At 62.3% G+C, this 25,331-nt stretch carries 22 protein-coding genes, 1 tRNA gene and 1 pseudogene; 12 read left to right on the top strand and 12 right to left on the bottom strand.

The annotated features are described in order from the left end of the window. Positions 1-111: 111 nt before the first annotated feature. Complete coding sequence (locus tag ARC39_RS01585) at positions 112-1,029, bottom strand: LysR family transcriptional regulator (RefSeq protein WP_236545108.1); 918 nt, start codon at positions 1,027-1,029, stop codon at positions 112-114. 445 nt (positions 1,030-1,474) lie between these two features. Beyond that, on the bottom strand, positions 1,475-2,497 hold the full coding sequence (locus ARC39_RS01580) for a LacI family DNA-binding transcriptional regulator (RefSeq protein ID WP_068109016.1): 1,023 nt from the start codon (positions 2,495-2,497) through the stop codon (positions 1,475-1,477). A 151-nt stretch (positions 2,498-2,648) separates the two neighbouring features. On the opposite strand from ARC39_RS01580, the gene ARC39_RS01575 reads away from it, so the two are divergent. The 6 genes and pseudogenes from ARC39_RS01575 (at position 2,649) to ARC39_RS01550 (ending at position 9,187) form a co-directional block, all read left to right on the top strand. Continuing rightward, positions 2,649-3,800: a Gfo/Idh/MocA family protein gene (locus tag ARC39_RS01575; protein WP_068109015.1), complete on the top strand. Its 1,152-nt coding sequence runs from the start codon at positions 2,649-2,651 to the stop codon at positions 3,798-3,800. Continuing rightward, positions 3,800-4,456, top strand: coding sequence for a hypothetical protein (locus tag ARC39_RS01570; protein ID WP_068109011.1), 657 nt, complete (start codon positions 3,800-3,802; stop codon positions 4,454-4,456). Before ARC39_RS01575 ends, ARC39_RS01570 begins: the two co-directional genes overlap by 1 nt. A gap of 8 nt (positions 4,457-4,464) precedes the next feature. Next, positions 4,465-5,649 carry a Gfo/Idh/MocA family protein gene (locus ARC39_RS01565; protein ID WP_236545089.1) on the top strand — a complete coding sequence of 395 codons (1,185 nt, stop codon included), beginning with the start codon at positions 4,465-4,467 and terminating at the stop codon, positions 5,647-5,649. A gap of 41 nt (positions 5,650-5,690) precedes the next feature. Beyond that, positions 5,691-6,869, top strand: coding sequence for a Gfo/Idh/MocA family protein (locus ARC39_RS01560; protein ID WP_068109005.1), 1,179 nt, complete (start codon positions 5,691-5,693; stop codon positions 6,867-6,869). 366 nt (positions 6,870-7,235) lie between these two features. Further along, a pseudogene (locus ARC39_RS01555) lies at positions 7,236-7,868 on the top strand (tyrosine-type recombinase/integrase). Between the two features lie 431 nt (positions 7,869-8,299). Continuing rightward, positions 8,300-9,187 carry a hypothetical protein gene (locus tag ARC39_RS01550; RefSeq protein WP_149866270.1) on the top strand — a complete coding sequence of 296 codons (888 nt, stop codon included), beginning with the start codon at positions 8,300-8,302 and terminating at the stop codon, positions 9,185-9,187. A 315-nt stretch (positions 9,188-9,502) separates the two neighbouring features. Here ARC39_RS01550 and ARC39_RS01545 read toward each other — a convergent pair whose 3' ends face one another. Continuing rightward, entirely contained in the window at positions 9,503-10,090 is a 588-nt protein-coding gene (locus ARC39_RS01545) for a TetR/AcrR family transcriptional regulator (protein ID WP_068108998.1), read from the bottom strand. A gap of 117 nt (positions 10,091-10,207) precedes the next feature. Here ARC39_RS01545 and ARC39_RS01540 point away from each other — a divergent pair, with 117 nt between their 5' ends. Beyond that, the gene (locus tag ARC39_RS01540; protein ID WP_068108995.1) at positions 10,208-10,576 is read left to right on the top strand and encodes a putative quinol monooxygenase; all 369 of its coding nucleotides are present in this window, start codon (positions 10,208-10,210) and stop codon (positions 10,574-10,576) included. 50 nt (positions 10,577-10,626) lie between these two features. Here ARC39_RS01540 and ARC39_RS01535 read toward each other — a convergent pair whose 3' ends face one another. The 4 genes from ARC39_RS01535 to trxC form a co-directional block, all read right to left on the bottom strand. After that, entirely contained in the window at positions 10,627-10,869 is a 243-nt protein-coding gene (locus tag ARC39_RS01535; RefSeq protein WP_068108992.1) for a hypothetical protein, read from the bottom strand. Next, positions 10,859-11,035, bottom strand: coding sequence for a hypothetical protein (locus ARC39_RS25760; RefSeq protein ID WP_161470915.1), 177 nt, complete (start codon positions 11,033-11,035; stop codon positions 10,859-10,861). The genes ARC39_RS01535 and ARC39_RS25760 overlap by 11 nt, the downstream gene beginning before the upstream one ends. Positions 11,036-11,818: 783 nt before the next feature. Further along, a tRNA-Ala gene (locus ARC39_RS01520) sits at positions 11,819-11,894 on the bottom strand. Between the two features lie 35 nt (positions 11,895-11,929). Continuing rightward, positions 11,930-12,376 (bottom strand): thioredoxin TrxC, encoded by a 447-nt coding sequence (trxC, locus tag ARC39_RS01515; protein WP_068108983.1) that lies wholly within the window; start codon positions 12,374-12,376, stop codon positions 11,930-11,932. Positions 12,377-12,666: 290 nt separating this feature from the next. On the opposite strand from trxC, the gene ARC39_RS01510 reads away from it, so the two are divergent. Then, positions 12,667-13,086, top strand: coding sequence for a globin domain-containing protein (locus tag ARC39_RS01510; RefSeq protein ID WP_068108979.1), 420 nt, complete (start codon positions 12,667-12,669; stop codon positions 13,084-13,086). Positions 13,087-13,401: 315 nt separating this feature from the next. Beyond that, entirely contained in the window at positions 13,402-14,664 is a 1,263-nt protein-coding gene (locus ARC39_RS01505; protein WP_068108976.1) for a calcium-binding protein, read from the top strand. Between the two features lie 383 nt (positions 14,665-15,047). On the opposite strand, the gene ileS is transcribed toward ARC39_RS01505, so the two are convergent. Both ileS and ARC39_RS01495 read right to left on the bottom strand, forming a co-directional pair. Beyond that, on the bottom strand, positions 15,048-17,981 hold the full coding sequence (ileS, locus tag ARC39_RS01500) for an isoleucine--tRNA ligase (RefSeq protein ID WP_068108973.1): 2,934 nt from the start codon (positions 17,979-17,981) through the stop codon (positions 15,048-15,050). Positions 17,982-18,799: 818 nt separating this feature from the next. Further along, a complete protein-coding gene (locus ARC39_RS01495; protein WP_068108971.1) occupies positions 18,800-19,321 on the bottom strand; it encodes a hypothetical protein in 522 nt (173 codons plus the stop codon). Between the two features lies 1 nt (position 19,322). On the opposite strand from ARC39_RS01495, the gene ARC39_RS01490 reads away from it, so the two are divergent. Together ARC39_RS01490 and ARC39_RS01485 are read left to right on the top strand one after the other, a co-directional pair. Continuing rightward, on the top strand, positions 19,323-20,444 hold the full coding sequence (locus tag ARC39_RS01490) for an ImmA/IrrE family metallo-endopeptidase (RefSeq protein WP_068108969.1): 1,122 nt from the start codon (positions 19,323-19,325) through the stop codon (positions 20,442-20,444). A gap of 5 nt (positions 20,445-20,449) precedes the next feature. Continuing rightward, positions 20,450-20,890, top strand: coding sequence for a hypothetical protein (locus ARC39_RS01485; protein WP_068108966.1), 441 nt, complete (start codon positions 20,450-20,452; stop codon positions 20,888-20,890). A gap of 662 nt (positions 20,891-21,552) precedes the next feature. On the opposite strand, the gene ARC39_RS01480 is transcribed toward ARC39_RS01485, so the two are convergent. From ARC39_RS01480 to ARC39_RS01470, 3 genes are read right to left on the bottom strand one after another with little or no spacing between them, the layout of a single operon-like run. After that, on the bottom strand, positions 21,553-22,566 hold the full coding sequence (locus tag ARC39_RS01480; protein WP_068108964.1) for a YcjF family protein: 1,014 nt from the start codon (positions 22,564-22,566) through the stop codon (positions 21,553-21,555). Continuing rightward, positions 22,563-23,012: a GNAT family N-acetyltransferase gene (locus ARC39_RS01475; RefSeq protein ID WP_068108961.1), complete on the bottom strand. Its 450-nt coding sequence runs from the start codon at positions 23,010-23,012 to the stop codon at positions 22,563-22,565. The genes ARC39_RS01480 and ARC39_RS01475 overlap by 4 nt, the downstream gene beginning before the upstream one ends. Beyond that, positions 23,009-24,424, bottom strand: coding sequence for a YcjX family GTP-binding protein (locus ARC39_RS01470; protein WP_068110040.1), 1,416 nt, complete (start codon positions 24,422-24,424; stop codon positions 23,009-23,011). Before ARC39_RS01470 ends, ARC39_RS01475 begins: the two co-directional genes overlap by 4 nt. A 120-nt stretch (positions 24,425-24,544) precedes the next feature. On the opposite strand from ARC39_RS01470, the gene truA reads away from it, so the two are divergent. Further along, positions 24,545-25,327 (top strand): tRNA pseudouridine(38-40) synthase TruA, encoded by a 783-nt coding sequence (gene truA / locus ARC39_RS01465; protein WP_068108958.1) that lies wholly within the window; start codon positions 24,545-24,547, stop codon positions 25,325-25,327. Positions 25,328-25,331: the final 4 nt, after the last annotated feature.

Genomic DNA, 25,331 nt, shown 5'->3' with positions numbered 1-25,331 from the left:
CAAAGCTGAGCCCTTGAGGGCTTCTGGTTTGCCAAACAGGATGAGCGCCGGGCTTGGAATTCGCAAATTCAAAATACAAAACGACGCTATCGGAATTTCCGATACCGAATGTCAGCGCTCTCTAACCGATTGATGCTCCTGCGCAATCGCAATGAAATCTCGTGCCGCGTCGGAGAGTGGCGAGCCCTTTCGCCAAGCCATCCCGACCTGAACCACCGGAAGTGACCCCGAGACATCCCGGGAAACGATGCGATCCCCCTCGAGCGACCAGGGCCGATAAACGAGGTCCGGCAGCAGGGCGATTCCCGCCCCGGTGGCCGCCAGGCTGCGCACAGCTTCGACCGACCTGGTCCGAAAGGCGATACGCGGGCGTGTGCCGAGCGCCGACAGGAGTTTGACCGCCGCCTCCCCCATCTCGTCGATGTCCAGCATGATCAGTTGCTCGCCCGTCAGGTCGTCGAGAGTGATGCTATCCTGAGCCACAAGTCGATGGCCGATCGGCAGCCAGAGGCGATAGGGCGACACCTCAAGAATTTCCACCTGCAGCGCCATCCTGTCGTTGAGGTTCGACGTGACCATCACCGCCACGTCCAGTTCGCCCCCGACCAACAGGTGTTCCAGATATTCTCCGTTGTCCTCGATAGCCGACACCTCCACCAGCGGATTGGCGCGTCGGTAGCGGGCCAGCAGATCAGACATCACGTAGCCCGCCATCAGCGAGGTCACACCAAGATGAAGCGTCCCGGAAATCTCCTCGCCTTCCAGTTCCAGCGCCCGCCGCGCGCCTGACACCTCTGCCAGGATCGACGTGGCATGCCGCAGAAACTGGTGCCCCTTGTGGGTGATCCGCAGTCCTCTCGGGTGTCGGTCGAAAAGCTTCACCCCCAGGTCATCCTCGAGGAACCGTACCGCCTCCGTCACTGACGACTGGGAAATCGACAACGCCTGCGCCGCATGACTGATGGAGCCGTGCTCCGCAACGGCCACAAAGTACTGAATCTGACGAAGCGTGAAAGCCACAGACCCCATTCCCACCCAGTTGTTCCATGAACTTAGGCGCAACTCATCCAAGTGACCACCGTGCCGAAAATCGCTTTAGACCATACGCCAAAGTATCGAACCAACACAGGGGCCCAGACTCGTGCGTCAATGTCCCCTGTCATCGCTCCAAATGCTCAGCTCAGCAATTGCAGCGAATGACCGGTTGCCGCCCTTTGCTGTTCTCTGCACTGGCGAATTGCGCAATCCGGAGTGCACCGAAAGGGTCGTGAACGGCCCAATGGCGTCATTTGTGACTTGTGCAGCGAAGGGCACGACAAGGGCCGCTTTGGTCTTCAGTCACATCCCCAGGATCCGTCTCTCCAGGCGGCAACCGGGCCCGGCCAGCATCCGAAATTCGGAACGGAGTTTCAGGCCCTATGGTTACGAAGAATGTCATTGATTCAAAATGGCCGTATTAACTCCGGCAGCCGGCTCAGGAAAAAGCAAAGCCAAAGGTATTCTCGCGCGTCACGATACCGGTGGGAAGAAAGCCCGTCGAAACTTGCCGTTGCTCCAATTGCGCGACCATCGCTTCGACTGCGAGTTCAGCTACTGTACTCATGTCGAGATGCAGCACGATGTCCATGCTCCCATCGATAAGGAAAGAGCGGGTTTCTTGCGAGAGGTTGTGGCCAATATGGACCAGTTCACCGACGACCCCGGCCTCCTGCATCGCGTTCACGATTCCTTCGTGGCCGCCTCCGACATTGTAGACCCCCACAAGATCAGGAAACTTGGTCAATGCCTCGCGCATGACGGTGAAGTTACGATTTCCGTCATCCTCACCATTCAAAACGATTGTCTCGGTGATATGTGGAAATCCCGTGCGCAGCGCCGCCCGGAACCCCATCTCGCGGTCCTCATGAAGCCGGTAGAGGCTACCCGCGGTGACAATGACCACCTGCCCGGCCTGCCGGGTGAGACGCCCCATGAGATGGCCTGCCGTTCGGCCCGCGGCCCTGTTGTCGATGCCGACGGTGCCGATGATATTGGGGTTTGCCAGCCCCGACAGGAGCGCGAGCGCGGGGATCCTGACGTCATGCAGGAAATCGACGGCATCATGCACGCGGGGGTCTTCCAATGCCTGGAAGGCGACGGCGTCGATCCCCTGCCCGGCACAGGCCCTGAGCTTGCGCGCGAGCGCCGCTGGCTCCAACCTGCGGGCGAAGACACATTCGACGGTCGCATTGCCTTTTGCGCCGCAGGCTTGGAGGCAGCGGCCCAGATAGTCGGTGGAGGCTCCGGCGAGTTCGGGTAAAAGCACCTTAAGCCGCCACGGACGGGCGCGCGGCGACATTGGCGCGCCACTTTCGATTGCCGCGCGTGCCTGCTCGACCCTCTGTCGCGTGGTCTCCCGGACAGTCCCGCGGTTATGCAGCACTCGGTCGACCGTCGCCGTTCCAACCCCCGCCAGTCGGGCAATCTCGGCAATCGTGGCGCGGCGGCTCACGTCCATGGCGTAGAACTCCAAATCAAATCACATCATTCACCTCATTTAGCATCACCAATGATGTAACTGGTGCATCAGTATTTATCCGTGATCCGAAATTGATTGCGACTCTACCGCCGGTTCCGGCTTGCTTAGAGGGACACTTGGAGAGGAACGTATGGACAAGCTGCGTGTAGGCCTGATCGGGTGCGGAAAGATCAGCGATATCTACATTAAGAACTGCAAGAGCTTTGACCGCCTGGAGATCGTCGCCTGTGCGAGCCTCGACATTTCCGAGAGCCGGGCGAAGGCGGCGCAATACGGCATCCCGCGTGCAACGGTTCCCGAAGCGGTCATTGCTGCGCAAGACGTGGATGCGATCCTGAACCTGACCATCCCAGCGGCGCATTCGCAGATCAGCCGCGCAGCGCTGGAATCTGGCAAGCATGTCTATTCCGAGAAACCCTTCGTGACCGATCTGGACGAGGGGCGGGCAATCCTGTCGCTTGGCCGGGACAAGGGCCTGCTCGTGGGCAACGCGCCCGACACGTTCCTCGGCGGGCGCTGGCAGACCGTGCGAAAACTGCTCGACAGCGGCGTGATCGGCGCGCCCACGGGCGTGGCCGCCTTCGTGCCGACCCATGGTGTAGAGCGGCACCATCCCAACCCCGATTTCTACTATGCGACGGGCGGCGGGCCGCTTCTGGACCTTGGCCCGTACTACCTAACGGCCCTCGTGTTTTGCCTCGGCCCCATTCGGCGCGTGGCGGGCATGGCGCGCAAGACCTTCCCCGAGCGCATGATCGAGAACGGCCCGCGTCATGGCGAGATGATGCCGGTCGCGGTCGACACCCATTGTCTCAGCCTGATGGAGTTCGACTCCGGCGTCATCGGCCAGATGATGGTGAGTTTCGATGTCTGGGAGAGCGAGACGCCCCGGCTGGAGATCTATGGAGAAGAGGGCACGATCTGTATCCCCGATCCCGATCCCGGCGATGGCGCGAATATCTTTCAGGGGCCGGTCTGGTACCGGACCCGGGCCACGTCGCGCTGGACCATGCGTCCCCGGCCCAAGGCGCCGGCGGAATGGTCGGTGGCCGAAAACACGCATGGGTACAACTACGACGCCCGCGGGATCGGCCTGCTCGATATGGCGCAGGCGGTCCGGGAAGGCCGCCAGCCGCGCGCCAGCGGCGAGATGGCCTTTCACGTCTACGAGGCGATGGAGGGGATGCTCTCCTCCGCCGAGACCGGCCGCTTTGTCGATCTGACCAGCCGCTGCGCGCAGCCTGAACCCCTACCTGAAACCTTCCCGCAAGGCCGAAACTGATGCCGATCGAAACCCTCTCCATCTCCGAGCCATTTTTCACAACGCGCATCGTCTCCGATGAGCCCAAACTGGAGATTCATGGCAAGGTCATCGTGCTGAACCTGAGCGAAACGCCGATTGGCATCCGCGACCAAGAGCTTCGTTACTTGCAATCGACGGTTGTGCGCGATGTTGAGCTGCGCGATCTCGACCATGCCGTGATTGTTGAACGCTTCGCCGACTATCCCGACGAGGCGGCGCTTTTTGAGGAGGTCAAGAAGGTCTGGCCCTCGGCTTTCGACGTCCGGCAGGAAGAGCGCCTGCGCGGCGTCAGCCATTACATGTCGCCCAAGGTCTGGATCGGTCAGTTCGGCTTCACCTTCTACCATTCCGGCTCGGTTCCGCTGAATGTCGGGCTGCACCGCGACCACGCCTTCTGCCCGGTGCCGGGCTTCCGCGAGGTGCATACCCAGATCGTGGGCTTCGGAAAGATGCAGCAATGCCGCGAAAGGGATGTCGACACGCTCTATCTCGAAGAGCCGATGGCGCCCGGCAGCACGCATCGCCCGATGTTCGATGCCGAAGGGAACTATCCCTGGCACCAGTTCGAAACGATCACGCCCTCGATTTTTATGGCAGTTGAAATGCTGCCCGAAGGCGCCACGCCCCCAGAATGAGGCCCGCGATGAAGCTATTCCCCGAAAATCAAGACTTCGACGGTCCTTTTCCGCAGCTCAACCGCAGGCTGCGCCTCGGGATCGCTGGCGGCGGGCGGATCGCCGCGACGCAGGCAATGGCCGCCCGGATGAGCGACCACTGGGAGGTGGTCGCCGGCGCGCTTTCCTCCGATCCGGAAAATGCGAAGGCACGAGCGGCCGGGTTCCGGATCGCCCCGGATCGCGCCTATGCCTCCTTCGAGGAGATGGCCGAGGGCGAGGCGCGCCATCCCGAGGGTGTGGACGCAGTGATGATCACGACGCCCAACCACCTGCACCACGCTGCAGCTAAGGCTTTCCTGAATGCCGGCATCGACGTGCTCTGTGACAAGCCGCTGACCAACGAGATGTCCGAGGCCGAGGATCTGATCGGGCTTGCCGAAACCTCGGGCTGCGTCTTCGGCGTGTCTTATGTGATGTCCTGCTTTCCGATGATCCGGCAAGCGCGCCAGATCGTGGCCGAGGGCGGGCTGGGCCGGATCAACCAGATCCATGTCGAGTTTCTGCAGGACTGGATGACGCCCGACGAGGTGGCCGACGCGCCCCACGTCAAATGGCGCCTCGACCCGTCCAAGACCGGGAAAACCAGCTGCGTCGGCGATATCGGAACCCATGCCGCGCATCTGGCACAATTCGTCAGCGGGCTCACGCTGACCGATCTCAGGGCCGAGTTCCACGTCTGCGGCGCTCCCAAACCCGTGGAGGACACGTTCTTCGCCTGGACCCGCCATACCGGCGAGGTGCCGGGAACATTGATGGCAACCCGGTTGGCACCGGGGAACCGTGGTGGTCTGCGGCTGCGCATTTTCGGCTCCGAAGGGGGCATCGAGTGGGATCTGGAGAAGGCCGAACAGCTCCGGTTCAATCGCTTCGGCGAGGCGGACCGGATCATCAGCCGCGGTCACGGCCACGGCGTCAGCCCGTCGGTTGAACGGCTGGTGCGGACCGCGCGCGGATTCCCGGAAGGCATCATCGAGGCCTGGGGCAATCTCTACACGGAGTTCGCCATGGCCGTCGTGGCGCGCAAGGATGGGGTCGGTATCCCCGAGGGGTGGCTGGGCCTGCCAACTGTTGCCCACGGCGCTGACGGGGTACGGTTCATAGAAGCCACCGTTCGTTCGAACGAGGCGGGCGGAGAATGGGTGCGGCTGTAACGGCCCGCCCGACAGGCGAAAGGTAAGGCGGGAGAGACGCCATGTATGACAAGCATTCGTCCAGCTATCCCGCCGCGCAACGGCGTCTGCGGCTCGGCTTCGTCGGCGGCGGGCGCGGCTCGCTGGTCGCTCAATGGCACGCGAATGGCGCGCGCCTTTCGGGTCGCTGGGAGATCGTCGCCGGGGCCCTGTCGTCGGACCCGGAAACGGCGCGCAGGTCCGGGAAAGACTGGCTCATCGCCGAAGAGCGCAGCTATTCCGACTTTTCCGTGATGGCGCGGGAAGAGGCGGCGCGGACCGATGGTATCGACGCGGTCGCGATCTGCACGCCCAATTTCCTGCACAGGCCGGTCGCCGAGGCGTTCATGGCGGCCGGGATCGATATCATCTGCGACAAGCCCGTTGCGCTCACGCGGCAAGACTGCGCCGCGATGGCCGAGATCGCGGAAAACACCGGCGTCGTCTTTGCCGTCACCTATCCCTACGCCTATCATCCCATGGTTGTTCAAGCGGCCTGCATGGTTGCCGAGGGGGCAATCGGCTCCGTGCGCCAGGTCATGGTCGAATATGCGCAGGACGGGCGCGCAGGTGCATTCGACCCGAGCGTCAAGCAACTGGCCTGGCGGCTGGACCCCGCCAAAGGCGGCAGAACGGCCACGACCGGAGATATTGGCACCCACGCCGTCCACATGATGGAGTTCGTCACCGGCCAGCGGATCGCGAAGCTGCGTGCGGATTTCCACGTCTGCGGCGGCGAGAAGCCGATGGAAGACACGTCCTTCATCAACTTCCGGCTGGAAAACGGCGCTCCGGGCGTGATGTGGCTGTCGCAGGCCGCAATTGGCAACACGACTGGGCTGCGCTTGCGGGTGTACGGCGAAAAGGGCGGGATCGAATGGGATCATGAGATGCCCGAACACCTGCACGTAAACATGCGCAACGCACCACGTCAGACGATCACCCGTGGTGCCGGCGCGGGCATGCATCCCCGCGCGGAGCGCATGATCCGCTTGCCGCGCGGCCACGGCGAGGCGCTGTCCGATGCCTGGGCCAATCTCTATACCGAGGCGGCGGTTGCCATTGAGGCGCGTCGCGACCGGGTTGCGCTTGAGGATGGTCTGCTCAACCTTCCGCTGCTCGCAGAGGGCGCGCGTGGGGTCGACTTCTTTCATGCCGCGGCTGACAGCAACGATGCCGGAGGGGCTTGGACAGACCTATAGTCATTGTCTCGCCGCATGTTCAGCATTTTGCAGTAGACGAAATTGGGGCTGGACCGTTTTCATCGATAAGCAACATGTATACTCGTTCCACTGCCCGCCGGTCAGCCTGCGTCCAAGAAATCGTTCATTACGTACGTTGCCGACATCGTTGCGCCGTACAATTAACGGCCGGAGCGCGCCCTTCTTGAACGATGCCGCGTTTGCGAACGGTGTTGATGGATACCAACGTCGAACGGCAGGTTGGTAGGTTACAGCCGCCGTACGCTGGGCTTCGGAGATCTCCCGAAAGCAGCCCCAAAGGCAAATCCCGGGTCGCCGACGCCGGGTTGGCGCTGCGGATGGGAGTGGCGGATCTGAGGAAACGTCATGGAAAACGTAGACCTTCCTGTTGTCCGAGCTTGCCGACAACCGTGGAACAAGGGGCGAATTGTCGGTCAGAAGCGACCGCTGCTGCCCAAGCAGGTTTGGGCCATCCGGGAACGACTGGAACTTGCCGAGCGGTATCGTGACCTGGCCCTCTTCAATCTTGCCATCGACAGCAAACTGCGAGGGTGCGATCTCGTGAAACTCAAGGTCGCGGATGTTTACGCTGCCGGACTGGTCAAGGAGCGCGCTTCGATCATCCAAAGCAAAACGGACAAACCAGTTCGGTTCGAGATTTCGGAAGGAACGCGCAGATCGATCTCGCAGTGAATCGCGGATCCTTTGATGATCGGTTCGGAGTTCCTATGGCCAGGCCGCTTCCATGAGCGGCCGCTCGTCTCCAGCCGCAAGTATGCGCGCCTGGTTCGAGAATGGGTCCAGTCGATCGGCCCGGACCCCACTTCGTACGGAACGCATTCGATGCGTCGAACCAAGGTTGCGCAGATATATCGTAAGACTGGCAACCTGAGAGCGGTGCAACTCCTACTGGGACAAATGAAGATGGATAGCACTGTCCGTTATCTCGGTGTCGATCTGGAAGATGCGCTCTCAATCGCCGAGTCCGTCGAGCTTTGACGAGTTGGGCCGATCTACCCGATCGGCCCACCACTTCACGACGTTTTCAGAGTCAGCTTAGCCGACTTCGCGGACATCCGCGGCAGCGCAGCACTCCCTGCGTGGTCGCCAGTTGTCAGACTCTGCAATCAGGAACCGGACATTCTTCGCTCACCACATCAAAGGTGAATCTGTCGGACAGACCGTTTTTCATGGAGAACCCAACTGTCGCATCGTAGTCGTAGCAATCTGCATGGTTCGGATCGGCGAATTCCGATAAGCATCGCCCCTCTGCCAATTCGGGTTCTTTCAAACGCGTTTCGCATCTCCGACACCCTGATTTGGGTCTCAGGGAGTACGGAGTAAGTATTAACAGTGAGCCTGATTGAGCGGAGGTATGTCGTATGCTCAGGTATATTTCGAAGCGCACTTTGATAAGTGGGTTGGTTGCTGTGGCAGCGGTGATCAGCGCTGGCATCATCTGGATTATTTCTTATGGACCCGGGGCTTGGACTGACAATATCTCGAATCGCGAACTCTTCGACACGACCGCGGACGCAGGCCTTCCGAGAGAGGCAAATGGACAATCTGCTGAGCTCCTTTCGGCCTTTCACGGGCTCGATGCGCTGCCACGCCTCTCCAATGTGATTTGCAGAGGATCAGAGGGCAAAACTGGAATGCCTGTGATCTTCTCAACGGAGATAGACGTCGCCACGATGCAGGCGGGTGACTTTCAGGTCACAACACGGTCAGGTGCGATCGGGACTATGCACTGCGCGTCAGTTTTGCCCGCCACCGATCCGGGCGAGTTGCGCACGGTCCTTCTGATAGGGCAACTGGGACCTGCTGACAGCGATCCGCCGGTCAAAGTTGACGTCGTCGGGCATCTGCACTCCATCGACGGAACAGTGGATTTTCGTGGAGCCAGCGTGTCGGTGATACCCCTCGAAGACGGGCCGTCGATCACTCTGGCCGAAGTCGTGGAAGACTGGACACTTGTCGGAACTCTGGGCCCGCGTCGCGTTAGGGGCAGCCTCTGCCCAAAAGAGGGCATCGTCCAGGCAATCCGTGTCACGTGGGAGGGCGGCGTGACGCTGGAAGACGGTACCGAACCAGGCGAGGCGGAGCGCGATCTTTACACGATCACGGTCGAGGCAACCGATGGGACACGGCGCGACGTAAAGCCTGCAGCTCTGGCCAACCTGGGTGATGGGGACAACAACCACATGCTCTGCATGGACACGAAAGACCAGCCGATCTCGGTTTCTTTCCCAGAGGGCATCCTGACGGACCCGAATGATGATCTGAACCCGGCCACAAAGGTGGACGTCACACTGTAACGCTGAGCGTTTGAAGTCCTATTCTTGGCTCTGGGACCTGCTTCCTCGGCACACGTCCATGATAGCGCGGGATCGACCCATAGGACGGTCCTTGCACAACCGGACTGAGCGACCTCTCTCGGGCGCGCTACTGCCAATCACCGCTCCGTTGCGTGTTCGCCAGCACAGCCATAGTCCCCAGACCGACCGTCGGCGGGCGCCGTCAACCAACAAAGTCCGCTGCCGTCATTCGCAGCGCTGGCAAGGAGTTGGGAAGATGCGGACAAAGGTGCCGATGAGGTTGGCCAATTGGATGGCCGATCTTGCTGCTCGGCCTCAGCGTGCTCCAAGCATGGATGTCGCGCCTCGACCCGCGGCGTACATCTGATCTGGCGTCGCCTTTGCTCGCAGCAATGCCGAGATGCCCACCACCGAGTTCACGAAATGCGCCGCGAGATCGTCCAGGTCTGCCGCGTCGTCCACATCGCCTTCTTTGCGTGCGTTCTCGAGAGCGTTGCGGAACCCCTTCGCAAGGCGTTGTAGATAGGCATCGACATACCTCGCACTGCCTGGATCAAGGGCCGCCCTTTCGACAGCGGTGTTTGCCATGAGGCAACCAAGACCCCGATACCTTGTTTCGCTCGCGGAGGCGTATCCGAGAAAGGCTTCGCGTATTGTTTGAGCGTTCGCGCCTCGAGCCTCTATCGGAGAAAGCACACGCGCGAGGTTGATTTCGCTATAGCGCTCGAGCGCGGCTTCAAAGAGTTCCTGCTTCGACCCGAACTCGGCATACATACTCTTCCGGTTCATCCCCAGCTCTTCCACCAGTTCCGCCGTGCTTGTGGCGGAATAGCCTTGCCTTCGAAACAGCTCTATCGCGCGGTCCAGAACGTCCTCGCGTTTGTATCCCTTTGGGCTTGGCATCGTCGTCCTCACTTTTTTCGTTGACTCAAAGGTAATCGATCAGTTACCCATGTCAAGGTAACCGATCAGTTACCTAAGCAGAGCTGATCAGACGAAGCCTGGACACGGAGAGAGAACATGGACACCAACGCAGTTACAGTCGTCTACAAATGGACGGCCAAGCCGGGCCGGCTTGCGGCTCTGACGACGATCTACAAAGGCGTCACAGACGCCATGGAAGCCAACGAGCCCGGGGCATTGGCCGTACATGTCTACGTGTCGGAGGACGAAGGCGCGCTCTATGTCCGCGACGAGTTTGCAGACGCGGCTGCAGTCGGCTTCCACCTTCAGGAAACGGCGGGACCCCACTTCCAAAGCCTGCTCGAAGTGGCCACGCCCGGCGCGTTCTACTTTTTCGGCAAACTTCCATCAGAGTTAAAGCAGGCCATTCAAGGCATGGGCTTGGCTGCCGAGTTCGGCGACCATGTCGCTGGCTTCAATCGCTAAATCCAGTCAACTTCACCTGACAAAGGATAGACCAATGTTCAACACGAGCCTCAAAGCCACAGCCGCTGCAGCACTGATCGCCATCGGCTGATGTTACAGTCGGCGGCGTAAAGGGTCGCGGCAATGTCGAGCAGATCATGCACCATTTCCGGGACAGCCGTGACCTGCTTGCGACCAAGCTCGCCAACCCGAAAACGCATGCTGACGGCGGTGCCGTCGATGTCGAAGGGCAATTGCTCCTTCTGCCCGCCCGCAAGCGGGCCGTTCAGGCGGATGCGGACCTCACGCGGCATCGCTCCGCCGTTCCAGCTCGCTCCGCAGCTTCTTCATCGAGAAGAGGGTGAACTCGCGGATGTCCTCCGGTTCGGCCCCGCGGCCTTGCCAGATCGTCTTGCCGTACCAGCCACCGGCATAGCTCTCCACGATCCGCGCAGCTTCCCAGGCATGTTGGTCCAGCACCTGATCGAAGGCCCGGCGATCTGCGTCATTGGCAAAACGCTGTCCCGGGCCTACGTGATTAGAAAGCTCGCGGCGGAGATAATGTTGCAGCGTCTGCTCCACGGCGCGGGCGAAATAACTGCGCGTCAGGGAGCCGAAGCGGTCACCCGAGGCGAGCCGACCGAGCGCGGTACGGATCCGGGCTGGCGTGGGATCGAAAAGGCTCGGCAGGTCCCGATCAAAGCGCTCCGATAGTGTTGTCAGCAGGGATGTCAGCCCGATCTCGCCAATGTCGGTGCGGTGCCCGGCCCTCAGCCATTCACGGTCGACCGCCTACGCGATCCCGGAGAGCAGCGCGGGAACGGAATCGAGATTTGTGATGCCAAGCCCAGCCATGGAATCACGCAAGGCGGGGCCTCGCGCCGTGTGCGGCAATTCGGTGAGCAGGCCGACAACGGTCAGGACTGCGGGTCTCTGGCTGCGCTCCTCAGCGCGTCTCTCGCGGCAATAGCTGCTGCCGAAGCAACCGCCGCGACCGCGCGTCCGCTTGCAGGAGGTCGACAACCTCCCGCCATTTCCGCGTCTGCGGCAGATCGCCAGGCCGAAAATGCCCCAAAACCCGTTCCTCCCACATGGGAGGACGCCCGATCTCGCCTCAAGGCCAGATGGAATCGCATCAGATGCCTTTCAAATCCCGGACGGATCAGCGCGGGCAATCGCCAACCCGGCCAGAAATGGTGCGATCCCGGTGCGATCGGGGCGCAAGTTGCCTGTCGCGGGCGCCATCTAACTGTCTGATTTCATTGGTGGAGCCGATCGGGATCGAACCGACGACCTCGTCATTGCGAACGACGCGCTCTCCCAACTGAGCTACGGCCCCACGGGGGCTTCCCTTCGCCCAACGGTGCCGCGATGTCAAGCCGGAAGCGACGCGTGATCGCGCACGAAGGCCGCGATCTGCGCTGCCGGGCGGGCACCGGACAAGCGCGCCACCTCTCGGCCACGGTCGAACAGGATCAGCTGCGGGATACCGCGGATATTGTAATGCACCGTCGCGTCGGGGTTGCGTTGCGTGTCCACCTTTGCAAACCGCACCTTGCCGCGCAGCGTCTCCGCCGCCTTGGAAAACTCCGGCGCCATCGCCCGGCACGGGCCGCACCACGGCGCCCAGAAATCCACCAGAAGCGGCAGACCGTCATGGCGGATCGCCGACTGCATGTCCCGGAAGTCCAGTTCGTGCACGCGCCCGTCCGCCAGGCGCGCACCGCAGGTGCCGCACTTGGGGCCCGCTTCCATCTTTCCGGCCGGGAGCCGGTTGGTCACACCGCAGGAAAAGCACGTAAGTTTCAGGTCGCGGCCCATGGGATCGGCTCCTTAACATTCATCATCACGAATATATAGGGCGCGGCATCGCCGTTCCAACCCCGCCCGATCCCCGGCAGGGACTCACTCACGCCCACCGGAAATCAATGGCATTCCACCGGAATCCGGTGTCGGGGCCGCCGATTCCTGACGATATTTTCATCACGCGCATCCAGCGAGCCCCGAAACAGCCGTGCAAGACCCGCAGTTTGCGCTGAATCAAATCCGCGGTTCGCATTTCCGTGACACTCTCATGCAAGGGAGGCCGTAACGCCAGCAAGGAGTAAGCGATGCCGCCGACACAAGACGACATAACGCGGGTCAAGCAGAGCTTCGAAGATCTGCGCCCATATTTGGAGCCAACCTCCGTGCACTTCTACGAAGCGCTGTTCAAGCGCGCACCGGAGTTGCGCGAGTTGTTCCGGGAGGATCTGAAGGGTCAGGGCATGCGGTTCATGAACACCCTCGGCCTGATCCTCGCCGACATGGAGCACCCCGAGGATTCGACCATCGACTACGCGGAGCTCGGACGCCTGCACACGACGCTCGGCATACGCCAGTCGCATTTCGTCCCGATGGAAGACGCGCTGATCGAGTCGCTGGCCGACAAGCTCGGCGATGCCCTGACGCCCGAACTGGAGGACGCCTGGCGGCGTGCCTACAAGGCGTTCAGCGCCAAGCTCATCGAAGCGGGCGACATTCCCGCCTAGAATGTGGGGCGACCGCCTGACAGCGAGTGTCAGGCATCGCTCCGTCCGCCACGCGCCGTGCTCATCGCGGCCTGCGCCGGACGATGGTCCGGGCCGAACCGGAAGGTGTGGATCACCCCGTAGCCGGGCGCGGGGTGAGGTGTGGGATGCGTCTCACAGATCGACGTCCGGCCGGGAGGTCCCTCGCGACGAAGCCGTCGCGCGGAGGGAGCGAAAAATCTCCAACAATTTCTGATCGTTGTTCGAATGCCGGATGCGTGATAGGCTCTTCTGACTTTTTTCGCGGTTTTCTAAGTAAAGAGACAGGGGGGACAAATGGCTATCTGGAAGTACTACGAAGCGAACAAGGGAATTCACGGTTTCCGGTGGGATACGGAATATTATGACATCAATCCCAAGTCGAACAAGATCGTGCTGACCTACAATGAGAGCCTCGGGCGGAGTTTTGAGGACGACCGGAATGCCTATCGTATCGAGTTCCTGACAAAGGGCGCAAAGACCTACAAGCCAGAGGAAGGCCCCAACAAGGGCGAGGATCAGTACTACGCAGGCTCAGTTACCGAAATCCGGATGTTTGATGCGACCGGAAACCTTCAGATCAAGGTGACGAATATCGACGTGCCGCTGGTCGCCATGCAAGGCTGGTACAACCGGGAAGAGGATTTCGACCGCGTCTTCACCTTTCTCGATAGCTTCAAGTCCACGCATATGGGCTCCGACAACGGCAAGCCGAAAACCTGGGACCTGGAGCTGAGCTGGGACGATATCCGCACCGGACGCGGCAACGACACGGTCAATGCCAATGGCGGTCATGATTTCATCCAGGACATGGGAGGGAAGGATTCCTACAACGGTGGCGCCGGGTACGACCAATTGAGCTACGAGGAATGGTACTATAACCCGGATGGCGCCGTTTCGGGGATCAAGGCCGATCTGAAGGCCGGAACGATTGTCGGCCCCGACGGAGCGAAGGACAGCGTCAAGGGCATCGAAGGGGTCCGCGGCACGTTCCTCAAGGATGTCATCCGCGGCGATGGAAAGGACAACACGATGGTCGGCTTTGCCGGCAACGACGTCCTCGACGGCCGCGGCGGCTGGGACAGGCTTCGTTACGACCGCGACGACGACCAGGGCGGCTATGCCGGCATCCGTGCCGACATGAAGAAAGGGAAGATCAAGGACGGGTTCGGCACCACCGATACCATCAAGAGCATCGAACGGGTCGACGGCTCGGACGAGCGCGATGTCTTCATCGACAGCGGGAAGGACCACGGTTTCAGAGGCCGCGACGGGAATGACTTGTTCCGCATCTACGGCGGCAACGACTGGATGAACGGCGACGAGGGCGCCGACACCTTCAAGTTCTATGGTGACAGCTTCGGATCGGACTATGTCGGCGATTACAACGCCGGCGACGGCGACAGCCTGACCATCATGGCCGCGACCAAGAAGAGCGATCTGAAGATCCTGTCACGCGATGGCGGCAACGACACGCTGGTACGCCTGAACAAGAACGCCGAAGTCTATCTGGAAGACGTGAACCCCGGGAGCGTGGACGCGGGCGACTTCATCGCCTGAGGCGCGCCCGCGCCTTTTTCCCTCTTTCTGGTCGGCCGCCGATCGGCTCGCAGCGGGCGCCGCATTCGGCGCCCGTTGATCTTTCCTGGTCGTCACGCCCAACCGGCGGTGGCCGGTCGCGCGGTGGCTTTGTGGCGCGAGCGGCCTCATCGGTTAAGACCATGGGCACGGCCGTGCCGCTCAGCCGGGATCGGGGGCACACATCCCCCCGGTGATTTCATCGGGGGCTCCTTGCCGTCGAACTCTCGTTGTCACAAAGAACCCGGCCCGCCCCCTCGCCACGAACTGGTGCGCAAGCACCCGTGTTGAAGGTCAATCAGCTTGCTTCCCGTCGATCCATCCGCCCGCGGCTGCCATTGGCGGCCGCAGGCGGCAACCGCGCGTCAGCCCAGAACGTCGTTGCAACGCCCGCAGGTGCCCGCGTGGGCATGCGTTCCCACGTCCGGCAGGATCTTCCAGCAGCGTTGGCATTTCTCGCCCTCGGCCCGGGCGAAGATCACGCCGACACCTGGCACGTCCTCCAGGGTAAAGGCCCCGTCCGGGACCGGCGTGGCGGTGACGGTGATCGCCGAGGTGATGCAGAGATCGGCGAAGAAATCCGGATTGAGCAGCTCCAGCATGTCCTCGGGCACATGGACGACAGGTGCCGCCTCCAGCGAGGAGCCGATCACCTTGTCGCGCCGCGCGATTTCCAGCGCGCCGGTCACGACGCGGCGCACGTCGCGGATGCGTACGCCCTTCTCCGCCAGCTCCGGGTTCAGCCATTCCTTCGGCGTTTCGGGGAAATCCTGCAGGTGGACGGAGCTGTCCTCGCCCGGGAAGCGCTCCAGCCAGACCTCCTCCATGGTGAAGACCAGGATCGGCGCAAGCCACGTGGTCAGCCGATGGAACAGGATGTCGAGCATGGTGAGCGCGGCCAGGCGGCGCGGGTTGTGGTCGGCGTCGCAGTAGAGCGCATCCTTGCGCACGTCGAGGTAGTAGGACGACAGGTTGAGCGTCGCGAAGTTGAAGACCGCTTGCAGCACGCTCTGGAAATCGAACTTCGCATACCCCTCGCGGACGACCACGTCGAGTTCCGCCAGCCGGTGCAGAACCACCTTTTCCAGCATCGGCATGTCGTCGTAGGCGACACGCTTCTCCTCCTCGAACTCGGGCAGTGACCCGAGGATGAAGCGCAGCGTGTTGCGCAGCCGCCGGTAGCTGTCGGCCACGCCTTTCAGGATCTCCGGCCCGATCCGCTGGTCGGCGGTGTAATCCGTCTGCGCAACCCACAGGCGCAGGATGTCCGCGCCGTACTGCCGGATCACGTCCTCCGGCGCGACCGTGTTGCCGAGCGACTTGGACATCTTGTTGCCCTTCTCGTCCAGCGTGAACCCGTGCGTTACCACGTTGCGGTAGGGCGCGCGCCCGAGCGTGCCGCAGGCCTGCAGCAGCGAGGAATGGAACCAGCCGCGGTGCTGGTCGGTGCCCTCCATGTAGACATCGGCGATGCCGTCCTCGGTGCCGTCCTCGCGGTCGCGCAGCACGAAGGCATGGGTGGATCCGGAATCGAACCAGACATCGAGGATGTCGAAGATCTGCTCGTAGGCGTCCGGATCGTGATCGTTGCCGAGGAAGCGCGCCTTGGCGCCATCGGCATACCAGGCATCCGCGCCTTCCGCTTCGAAGGCGGCGACGATGCGGGCGTTGACGGCCGGGTCGCGCAGCAGGAAATCCGGATCGTCCGGCCGGGCACCGGCCTTGACGAAACAGGTGAGCGGCACGCCCCAGGCGCGCTGCCGCGACAGCACCCAGTCGGGCCGCGTCTCGATCATCGAATGCAGGCGGTTGCGGCCGGCCGGCGGCGTCCAGGCCACCAGCTCGTCGATGGAACGCAGGGCGCGCGCGCGTACCGTCTTGCCATAGGTGTCCTGCCCGTCGCCCACCTCGCGGTCGATGGCGACGAACCATTGCGGCGTGTTGCGGAAGATCAGCGGCGCCTTGGAGCGCCAGGAATGCGGGTAGGAATGCTTGATCCGGCCGCGCGCGATCAGCGCCCCGGCGCCGGCCATCGCGTCGATCACCCGCTTGTTGGCGTCCTTCTCCTTGCCCTTGTGATCGAAGATCACCGCGCCGCCGAAAAGCGGCAGGTCGGGCCGGAACGTGCCGTCTTCCAGCACGTTATAGGTCATCGGCAGCCCATGCTTGACACCGAGGATGTAGTCGTCGGCACCGTGGCTGGGCGCGGTATGGACAAAGCCGGTGCCCGCCTCGTCGGTCACGTGATCGCCCGGCAGGAGCGGCACGTCGTAATCCCACTCGCCCTCGCCGCCCGTGATCCCGCGGAACGGATGCGCGCAGACCATCAGGTCGAGCTGCCCGGCCGTGACATCGCGCAACCGCTCGAACCCCTCGACCCGCGCGGCCTTCATCACCTCCCCGGCCAGGTTGTCCGCGAGCAGGTACTGCTCGCCCACCGTCGCCCAGTTGTCCTCCGGCGCCGCCGTCACTTCGTAGAGCCCGTAGGACAGCGCCGGGTTGAAGGCCACCGCCCGGTTCGACGGGATCGTCCAGGGCGTCGTGGTCCAGATCACCACGTTCACGCCGCGCAGTTCCGACCGCGCGCCGGTGGGCTCGACCGCCCGGATCACCGGGAACTTCACCCAGATCGTGTGGCTCTGGTGGTCGTGGTATTCCACCTCCGCCTCGGCCAGCGCGGTTTTCTCCACCACCGACCACATGACCGGCTTGGACCCCTGGTAGAGCGTCCCGTTCATCAGGAATTTCATGAATTCCTCGGCGATCACCGCCTCCGCATGGAAGTCCATGGTCAGGTACGGATCGTCCCACTTGCCGGTCACGCCCAGCCGCTTGAACTCCTCGCGCTGGATACCGACCCATTTCTCGGCAAAGGCGCGGCATTCCTGGCGCAGCTCCAGCACCGGAACCTCGTCCTTGTTCTTGCCCTTCTGGCGGTACTGCTCCTCGATCTTCCATTCGATCGGCAGGCCATGGCAGTCCCAGCCGGGCACGTAGCGGGAATCGTGGCCGAGCATCTGGTGCGACCGCACGATCATGTCCTTGATCGTCTTGTTCAGCGCATGGCCGATGTGCAGGTTCCCGTTGGCATAGGGCGGGCCGTCATGCAGCGTGAAGGGCGTACGCGGTTCCGCCTCCGCCTTCTCCCGCAGCCGCTCGTAGATGCCGATCTGCTCCCACCGCTCCAGCCAGCCGGGTTCGCGCTTCGGCAATCCGGCACGCATCGGGAAACCCGTGCGCGGCAGGTTGAGGGTGTCCTTGTAATCGGGGGCGGTCGTCTCGGGTGTATCGGCACACATGGCCTGCGTCCTTCGGATTGGTCGTCTTGTCGGGGAGAGGGTCGGCGCGGGCTTCCATGCGCCTTGTCCCGGCGGCTCGATACTCAGAGCGCCGGGCTGCTAATTCGAATGATGATCGACCGTATCAGCATCTTGCCCAGCGCTATACCCGCCCCGCCCGCAAGGGTCCAGAGCGTGCGACGCCGAGGGAGCCGGAGCGCAACGGGAGCCGCGCCAGCACCGGCCCGTGGGAGTGAGCCGGGACCGTGGCCCCGGTGGGGCCGCGCAAGCCCGGCGAACGCTCCTACGCCGGAACGTCGACCTTTAGTGTGCAACCAACTGCATCGCTCGGGCGGCGCACCCTGCCCCACCAAAGCGCCAGCCCGCCCGGACGGGCCGGCGCCGGCACGGCGGCTTCGCCTCGTTCCGTGCCGGGATTTCTCCAAAAACCTGCGCTGAGCCGGCCATTGTCCGCTGTACGGCGCTTCGCACTTGCAGCATGGGACGACGCTGTCACGACCGGCCCGGAGCCGACCTTGCGGTCATTCTCGGCAGCGCAGCAATCCCTAGTTTGCAAAGCTTGTAGCCAGCCCTTCGAGTGAGTGCCGGACGTTCGCGTCGGGCAACATGAAGGTCAGTTCAGCGGACAAAGTCGTCGTCCGTGCGAGGGGCCGCTACAACTGCAATTGGCGCATAGCTTTCATATGAAGGCACAGGGTTCATAGGCCATCCAAAACAGTCCATCGACGCAGGATGCAACGAACGTCTCGAACGTGCACAAAGTGCACGTTGTGTGGGTGCAGAAACCCTGTTCTGTTGGTGAAGCCCTGAAATGCTCACTACGGACTCTGAGCGGCGATCAACGCCACCAGTTCTCGCTCGAACGTCGCCAGGTCATTTCTGACACTCTTGGACATTTTACGAACAAAGCCTGCAACGAGCAAAAAAATGACGACAGGCAGCCCTAAATTATACACGAGAATTCCGTAACCGTAGTAGCAGCTAACTGGTACGTTGAGGTTTAATGTGGAGTAACCGAGCCCCGCAACTGCAATCGCAACAAGAACTAGAACTGCCCCGAATACGGTTGCTCCAAAGGACTGCACACTTTGCTCTAGAGTCACCAACTGGTTTCTAATTCTTCTTACGCGCTGCCGTTGACCGTTTAAGTTGTTCGACTCAACTGCATCACGCAGACGGTCAGTCTTTCGGTAGAGACTAGACAACCCTCCGACAGTGATGATTTGTAGCACCGCGAGGCCCAAAAACAGGCCGATACCGACGCTCTGGACGCTTGAAAATTCTCTCAATTCAATCGTATGAGGGTAGCAGGCGCAAATTTTTTCGAGCAAGGAAATCATTGTGAGTACCTTAGGTCCAGCCGTTGTTGACGCTCTGACCAAAAGAGAGATGAGCGTCGCGGAGTTGGCAGATCGTGCAGACGTTCCAATAGATGAACTCGCTGATGCGATTGAGCGCAATAGCTCTCTCACCGACGATCAACTTTTTCGAGTTGCTGACGAGCTTGCGGTTCCGATTAGGGCACTGTTTTCTGAGGTGCCTCTTCCTCTGAGCGTAGTTCCTGACTTCAGACGGAGAACTCCAAGGCCGGGCCTCTACCACAAAGGGACACTTAACGCGCTTGGTTTTGTCGAGAAGCTATCGAGTACGTTGTCTTCGCTGCCCCACAACGTCGCGCCGAACTCGACAGTCGAACGTTTCGACGGACAATTAACCAAGAGAAACGCAATCAATCTCGCCGAGTCATGGCGGAAAAGGTGGGGAATTACCGACCGCCAGCAACTCGACTGGAGGAGTTCTCACGCCGTCTACAACAGCCTGCGCGACTTCATCGAAGGCATGGGCGTGTTTGTTGTTCACCGGACCTTTGGGACTGATGAAGTTGCAGGCGTCTACACCAAAGTCGGTGACGGCCCAGATGTGGTTGTCATCAACACCACCGGTTCAAACAAAGCTCGGAAACTGTTTACGCTCGCCCATGAGTTTTGCCACGTTCTCATTGGCAAGACCGGCGCCTCCAATCCGTCTGTTCTCAAGAACAGTGTTGAAAGGTTCTGCAACAAGTTCGCGGCGCATCTTCTAGCGCCCGATCATTTGATTGGGCGCGCTATTAAGGAGTTCAAGTATCCAGGCGGCTTGGATCGAGACGACGTGCGGCGGTTTGCTGCGAAAATTGGTCTTAGCCAACATGCGACAGCTCTTCGGCTCGTTGAATTCGGTGCCGCTTCCGACGCGAACTACTCGAGATGGCGATCGTTGTTCGCAGGAGTAGTGCCGCCCGGCGATCAAAGTGACGGGGGCGGTGGGACCAGTGACCCAATTCGAAACAAAAGGACGCAGTACGGTACCTCTTTGATCCGAGCGCTCGCGGTAGCCGTTCGCGAAGACTATCTCGACGAGATTGATGTCTATCGTCTCTCGGGTATCAAACCAAAATATCAGAAACCACTTTTCGAGGGCTGACTCACATGGCCTCCGAAAAAGTAGTTCCTGAGATGGTGATCGACCTTCACGGGATCGTAGAAGCGCTTACGACCGGCAACAACCAAGTGAAGTCTACCGTCATCGACTCCATTCAAAGCGGCAAGATGCAAGTCGTGGGCGGAGTAAGCAAAGAGTTGAAGGATCTGTATCCCGACACCTATCAGGACTTTCAGACCATCAAGCCGAAGAAGTACATGCACGTTCGTGTCGCCCACGAAACGGCTTCGGGCGTTCTCATGGAGAGCTTTGGCGCAGGCATTCTTGGCGGAATACCACTTCCAGAGAGGTTTGAGCTTCTAGCTCTCTGCTTGAAGGAAGGCGTAGATCTCGTTACCGCCGGCAAGTCTCTACGGGATTGCAAGTCGATCAAAAAGAAATGTTCTCTCAATGGAACGCAGGTGATCGACGTCAAGAAACTGTCGTAGCTCAACGTCAGATTTTTGGTGCCCGCTGGGTATTCTCAGTTGATCGCTACCCCTGGTATCAATCACGTCGTCGCTCAGTCCTAACAATACGGAGCTGCCATCCGGGTTGGAAAAAGCAGACCTTCACGACGTTCAGGGACAAAGCCCGGGTCTCATGCACCGCGATTGGTACTCGCGGAACCACAAGCACAGCGGCTTTGATGATACGAGTGCCGCTTCTCTGATGGATAGGTGATGGGCTCTCCACAGCCAATCGCAGCACCGATCCTGAACGGCGGCTTCGGGTTCAGGGAATGACGCTGCACGTGCGAAGCGCCCGCACAACGTGAGCGGCAGATATGCGCAGATAGCAGCCGCACGGGCCGAGCAGATGAACGACGGAATATTCCGCAATTCGACCATTGCATATCTTACGATAAACGTCTGCTCTCCCTCGCCTTGGCCGGTTTCCGACTGACCAGGTTTCTATTGGTCACGAACGACGCGCGTGGCTCGAAGATCGGCACGCCCACCACGGAAATTCGGTGAGGGGCAACCGCGCGACGGATGGCGGCGGCTGACGCCCCAAAGCGTTAAGCCTTGGTAAAGACGCCCCCACAAGCCCTTGATTTTCCTCAACCGGACCGGTGTCTCACGCGTGGGACACGCCACGTCCCCCGACCCTATTCCGCCGACCCGAAGAGCCCCGCGAGAGCCCGTTTGACCAGCGAGGAGACCGAAGGCTTGTTCAGCCGCACGAAAGGCAGCGGCCGGCAGACCTCGATCGCCGCAACCCCCACGCGGGCCGTCAGCGCGCCGTTGACCACCCCCTCGCCGAAGCGCCGCGAGACCCGGCTGAGCAGGCCGCCCCCGGCCACCGACTGGATCAGGTCGTCGCCCACAGCCACCGCGCCGGTCGCCACCAGGTGGGTCAGCACGGAGCGGGTGAGCCGCAGGCTGCCCAGCGTGCCGGAGCGGCCGCCATAGATCTCCCCGATCCGCCGGATCATCCGAATGGTGGAGACCAGCGCCGTGATCATGTCCGCCAGCGCCAGCGGCACGATCGCGGTGACCGTGGCCACGTTCCGCGCGGCCGTCTCGACCTCCCGCCGCGCCGCCTCGTCCAGCGGCGCCATCAGCTCCGCCTCCGCAAGCCCGAGCAGCGCATCCGCGTCGAATTGCTCGCCGGCCCGCTCCTTGAGCCGCTGCCGGCCCCATTCCATCTCCCGCCGCGGGGCATAGAGCGCGTCGAGCCGGGCCACGACCTTCCGGGCCGCGCCGAGATCCTGCGCGGCCAATGCCGCGCCCGCCTCGCGGTGAATCCCGTCGAGCCGGCCGAGGCGGAAGAAGCCCGCAGCCTCCCGCAAAGCAAGCCCCAGCAGCGACAGGCCGAGGACCGCGACCAATGCGAGCGCCACGCCGCCGAGCAGCGCGTTGCTTGCCAGCAAGCCCGTCACGAAATTCCACGCCGCCACCGACGCCGCAAACCCGATCAGCGACAGCAGCGCGCCCAGGAAAACGCGACCAAGCGGCGAGCCCCGCCGCCCGCCCAGCGCGACCACCGATTGCATCGCCCGCCCCTGCGGCGGCCTCTCCGGCAGATCCGGAACCGGTGGCGCCTCGGCCGGGCCGGGGGAGGCCGAACCGGACGGCGCCTCGATATCGATGACGACGGGTTTCTTGGTCGGCTCACTCATTGTCGGCTCCATTCCAGCCGCACATCTGGCAGCCGCTCCGCGTTCTCAGATCCGTCCGTCGTCCCGACCTCCCGGAACCCATGGCACCGATAGAATCGGCGTGCACGCCCATTTGCCTTGAAGGTCCAGAGCGCAAGATGCGGCCGGGCTTCCTGGGCCGCACCCAGCAAGGCCGAGCCTATACCCGCGCATCGCGCCGAATGCGCCACATAGAGCGCCGGTATCTCCGCCCCGTCGAGGCTCAGAAAACCCGTCACGGCGGGTGCGTCGGCCTGCTCAATTTCCGCGACGGTGATCTTCGTCTCGCTTTGGAGCCGTGCGAGGAATTGCTCTGTCTCCGAAAGGTCGTGCAGCGCGGGCATCCAGGCGGTCGCGTCCAGCCATTCCTGCAGTATTTCGGCCATGGCCGGCACGTCGGCCGGGGTTGCTGGTCGGAGCCGTGTCATGTCAGCCGGTCCCCGATCAGGAATTCGGTCGCCTGATCGAGCCGGATATGCGGCGGCCCCTCGCCCAGCTTCAAGGTTTCCGCCGCGGGCGCGAAACGCATGACCGAGAAATCGTCGTCAAGCCAGCTCTCCGCGCCGTTCCGCGCCGGAGCGAGCAGACGGGCCGGGTCCTCCGGCAGGGTTCCCGGGTACAGGGCGGCTTCCCGCCCGGTATCCATCAGACGGCCGCGCACCATGTCGAGCTCGGTTCCATCCACCTCGCGCGTTTCCTCCACCGTCGCCCGCAACGCGGCGATTGCCATCGCGCGGGTTTTCGCGCCGGCGAAATCCGCCCGGTCCCGCGCCTGACGCAGCAGCGCCTCCATAATTGCGGTCATCCGGCCGTGCTGGCTGTGGTGGATATGATCGGCCTTTGTTGCGGCGAAGAGAATCCGGTCCACCCGTTTCTGCCCCAGCAGGCGGGCAAGCCACGCGGTCGGACCGGGCCGAAACGCGCCGAGGATGCTGTTCATGGATCGACCGAGGTCCTCCATCGCACGCGGTCCGGCGTGAACGGCACCAAGCAGATCCACCAGCACCACCTGCCGGTCGATCCGAGCAAAGTGCTCCCTGAAGAACGGTTTGACGACCCGCGATTTATAGGCCTCGTAGCGCCGCTCCATTTCACGCCTGAGCGAGCCGCGCCCGGAAGAGGCCGCAGGCATCGGCACGAAGGTGAGCGCAGGCGAACCCTCCATCTCGCCGGGCATCAGGAACCGTCCGGGTGTGCAATCCGAATATCCCGCGGCGCGTGCCGCCCGCAGGTATCCGGTGTAGCTGTGCGTGAGTGCCTGCGCAGCGGGTTCCTCAAAGCCCATCGCCGGGTCCGATGCGTCGAGCGTGGCAAGAAACTCTGCCGCTTCAGGTCGAGATCGCGCCAGGGCCAGAACACCCTCGGACCAGGCTTCGTAGTCCCTGTCGAGCAGTTCGAGATCGAGCAGCCATTCGCCGGGATAGTCGATGATGTCCAGATGCACAGTGCGTGGCCCCGATAGGGAACCCAACATGCCGCGCGGCTGGATCCTGAGCGACAGGCGTAGCTCAGAGACCGCGCTCGTGGGTTCTGGCCAGCGCGGCTGCGGACCGGTGAGCGCGGCGAGATGGTCTTCGAAGGCGAAGCGCGGGATGGTGTCGTCGGGCTGCGGTTGCAGCCACGCGGCGGTGATCTGACCATCCGCCGCAGCACGCAGCCCGGGCATCCTGCCGCGATCCATCAGGTTTGACACCAGCGAGGTGATGAAAACGGTCTTTCCGGCGCGGGCGAACCCCGTCACGCCAAGGCGGATCGTCGGCTCGAAGAACGCCTCCGAGACAACGGCGCCGGCCGCTTCCACGCCCTGCGCGAGCCCATCTGCAATCCGACCGATGACCACCAGCACTCCCCATTTCAGCCCAGCCCTACATATGGCCGGCAATCGGCCCTGCCTAGGGTACGATGTGCGCTGAAGAACCGACGAATGGACAGGACGCCTCGGGAAGGGTAAGCGCCGGGCATGCCCCGCTACGCACTGAAGATCGAATATGACGGCGCACCCTTCGCCGGCTGGCAGCGCCAAAAGGACCATCCGTCGGTCCAGCAAGCCGTCGAGGCTGCGATTGCGCGCCTGCAGCCTGGCCCGATCACCATTGCGGCCGCCGGCCGGACGGACGCGGGGGTGCACGCGCTCGGCCAGGTCGCACACGTGGACATGGCCCGGGCATGGGACCCGTTCCGCCTGTCCGAAGCCCTAAATTTTCACTTGAAGCCGAACCCGGTGGCCATTGTCGCCATCGCCCCCGTCCCGGATGACTGGCACGCTCGGTTTTCCGCGACAGAGCGGCAGTACTTGTTCCGCCTTTTGATGCGGCGCGCACCCGCTACCTTGCTGGCCGGGCAGGTCTGGCAAGTGCCGCACGCGCTTGACGCCAGCGCCATGCAGGCGGCGGCCGGATTTCTTGTCGGACGGCACGATTTCACGACATTCCGCGCCTCCGAGTGCCAGGCGGACAGCCCGGTGCGCACGCTGGATCAGCTGGATATCGAACCTGTGGATGGGCCCATGGGGCAGGAAATCCACTTCCACGTTCGTGCACGGTCGTTTCTTCACAACCAGGTGCGTAGTTTCGTGGGAACGCTGGAACGTGTCGGCGCGGGCGCATGGACGCCCGGTGACGTCAAAGAAGCGTTAGACGCGCAAGACAGGGCCGCATGTGGGCCGGTGTGCCCGCCACAGGGGCTGTACCTGGCCAGGGTGGGCTATCCGGACGATCCGTTTGTGGGGTCGCTTCCGGGCTGACGAC

The sequence above is a fragment of the Tropicimonas marinistellae genome (assembly GCF_001509585.1).
Taxonomy (GTDB): domain Bacteria; phylum Pseudomonadota; class Alphaproteobacteria; order Rhodobacterales; family Rhodobacteraceae; genus Tropicimonas; species Tropicimonas marinistellae.
Note: the sequence above shows the minus strand (reverse complement) of the source record. Positions and strands in the feature narration are given on the sequence as shown.

Coding starts and splice junctions, on each gene's coding strand:
- ileS (WP_068108973.1), bottom strand. CDS start 17,981: ATGTGTGCCGATACACCCGAGACGACCGCCCCCGATTACAAGGACACC.
- ARC39_RS01505 (WP_068108976.1), top strand. CDS start 13,402: ATGGCTATCTGGAAGTACTACGAAGCGAACAAGGGAATTCACGGTTTC.
- ARC39_RS01485 (WP_068108966.1), top strand. CDS start 20,450: ATGGCCTCCGAAAAAGTAGTTCCTGAGATGGTGATCGACCTTCACGGG.
- ARC39_RS01560 (WP_068109005.1), top strand. CDS start 5,691: ATGTATGACAAGCATTCGTCCAGCTATCCCGCCGCGCAACGGCGTCTG.
- ARC39_RS01585 (WP_236545108.1), bottom strand. CDS start 1,029: ATGGGGTCTGTGGCTTTCACGCTTCGTCAGATTCAGTACTTTGTGGCC.
- ARC39_RS01495 (WP_068108971.1), bottom strand. CDS start 19,321: ATGATTTCCTTGCTCGAAAAAATTTGCGCCTGCTACCCTCATACGATT.
- trxC (WP_068108983.1), bottom strand. CDS start 12,376: ATGGGCCGCGACCTGAAACTTACGTGCTTTTCCTGCGGTGTGACCAAC.
- ARC39_RS01570 (WP_068109011.1), top strand. CDS start 3,800: ATGCCGATCGAAACCCTCTCCATCTCCGAGCCATTTTTCACAACGCGC.
- ARC39_RS01580 (WP_068109016.1), bottom strand. CDS start 2,497: ATGGACGTGAGCCGCCGCGCCACGATTGCCGAGATTGCCCGACTGGCG.
- ARC39_RS01475 (WP_068108961.1), bottom strand. CDS start 23,012: ATGACACGGCTCCGACCAGCAACCCCGGCCGACGTGCCGGCCATGGCC.
- ARC39_RS01540 (WP_068108995.1), top strand. CDS start 10,208: ATGGACACCAACGCAGTTACAGTCGTCTACAAATGGACGGCCAAGCCG.
- truA (WP_068108958.1), top strand. CDS start 24,545: ATGCCCCGCTACGCACTGAAGATCGAATATGACGGCGCACCCTTCGCC.
- ARC39_RS01480 (WP_068108964.1), bottom strand. CDS start 22,566: ATGAGTGAGCCGACCAAGAAACCCGTCGTCATCGATATCGAGGCGCCG.
- ARC39_RS01575 (WP_068109015.1), top strand. CDS start 2,649: ATGGACAAGCTGCGTGTAGGCCTGATCGGGTGCGGAAAGATCAGCGAT.
- ARC39_RS01565 (WP_236545089.1), top strand. CDS start 4,465: ATGAAGCTATTCCCCGAAAATCAAGACTTCGACGGTCCTTTTCCGCAG.
- ARC39_RS01535 (WP_068108992.1), bottom strand. CDS start 10,869: ATGCCGCGTGAGGTCCGCATCCGCCTGAACGGCCCGCTTGCGGGCGGG.
- ARC39_RS01510 (WP_068108979.1), top strand. CDS start 12,667: ATGCCGCCGACACAAGACGACATAACGCGGGTCAAGCAGAGCTTCGAA.
- ARC39_RS01545 (WP_068108998.1), bottom strand. CDS start 10,090: ATGCCAAGCCCAAAGGGATACAAACGCGAGGACGTTCTGGACCGCGCG.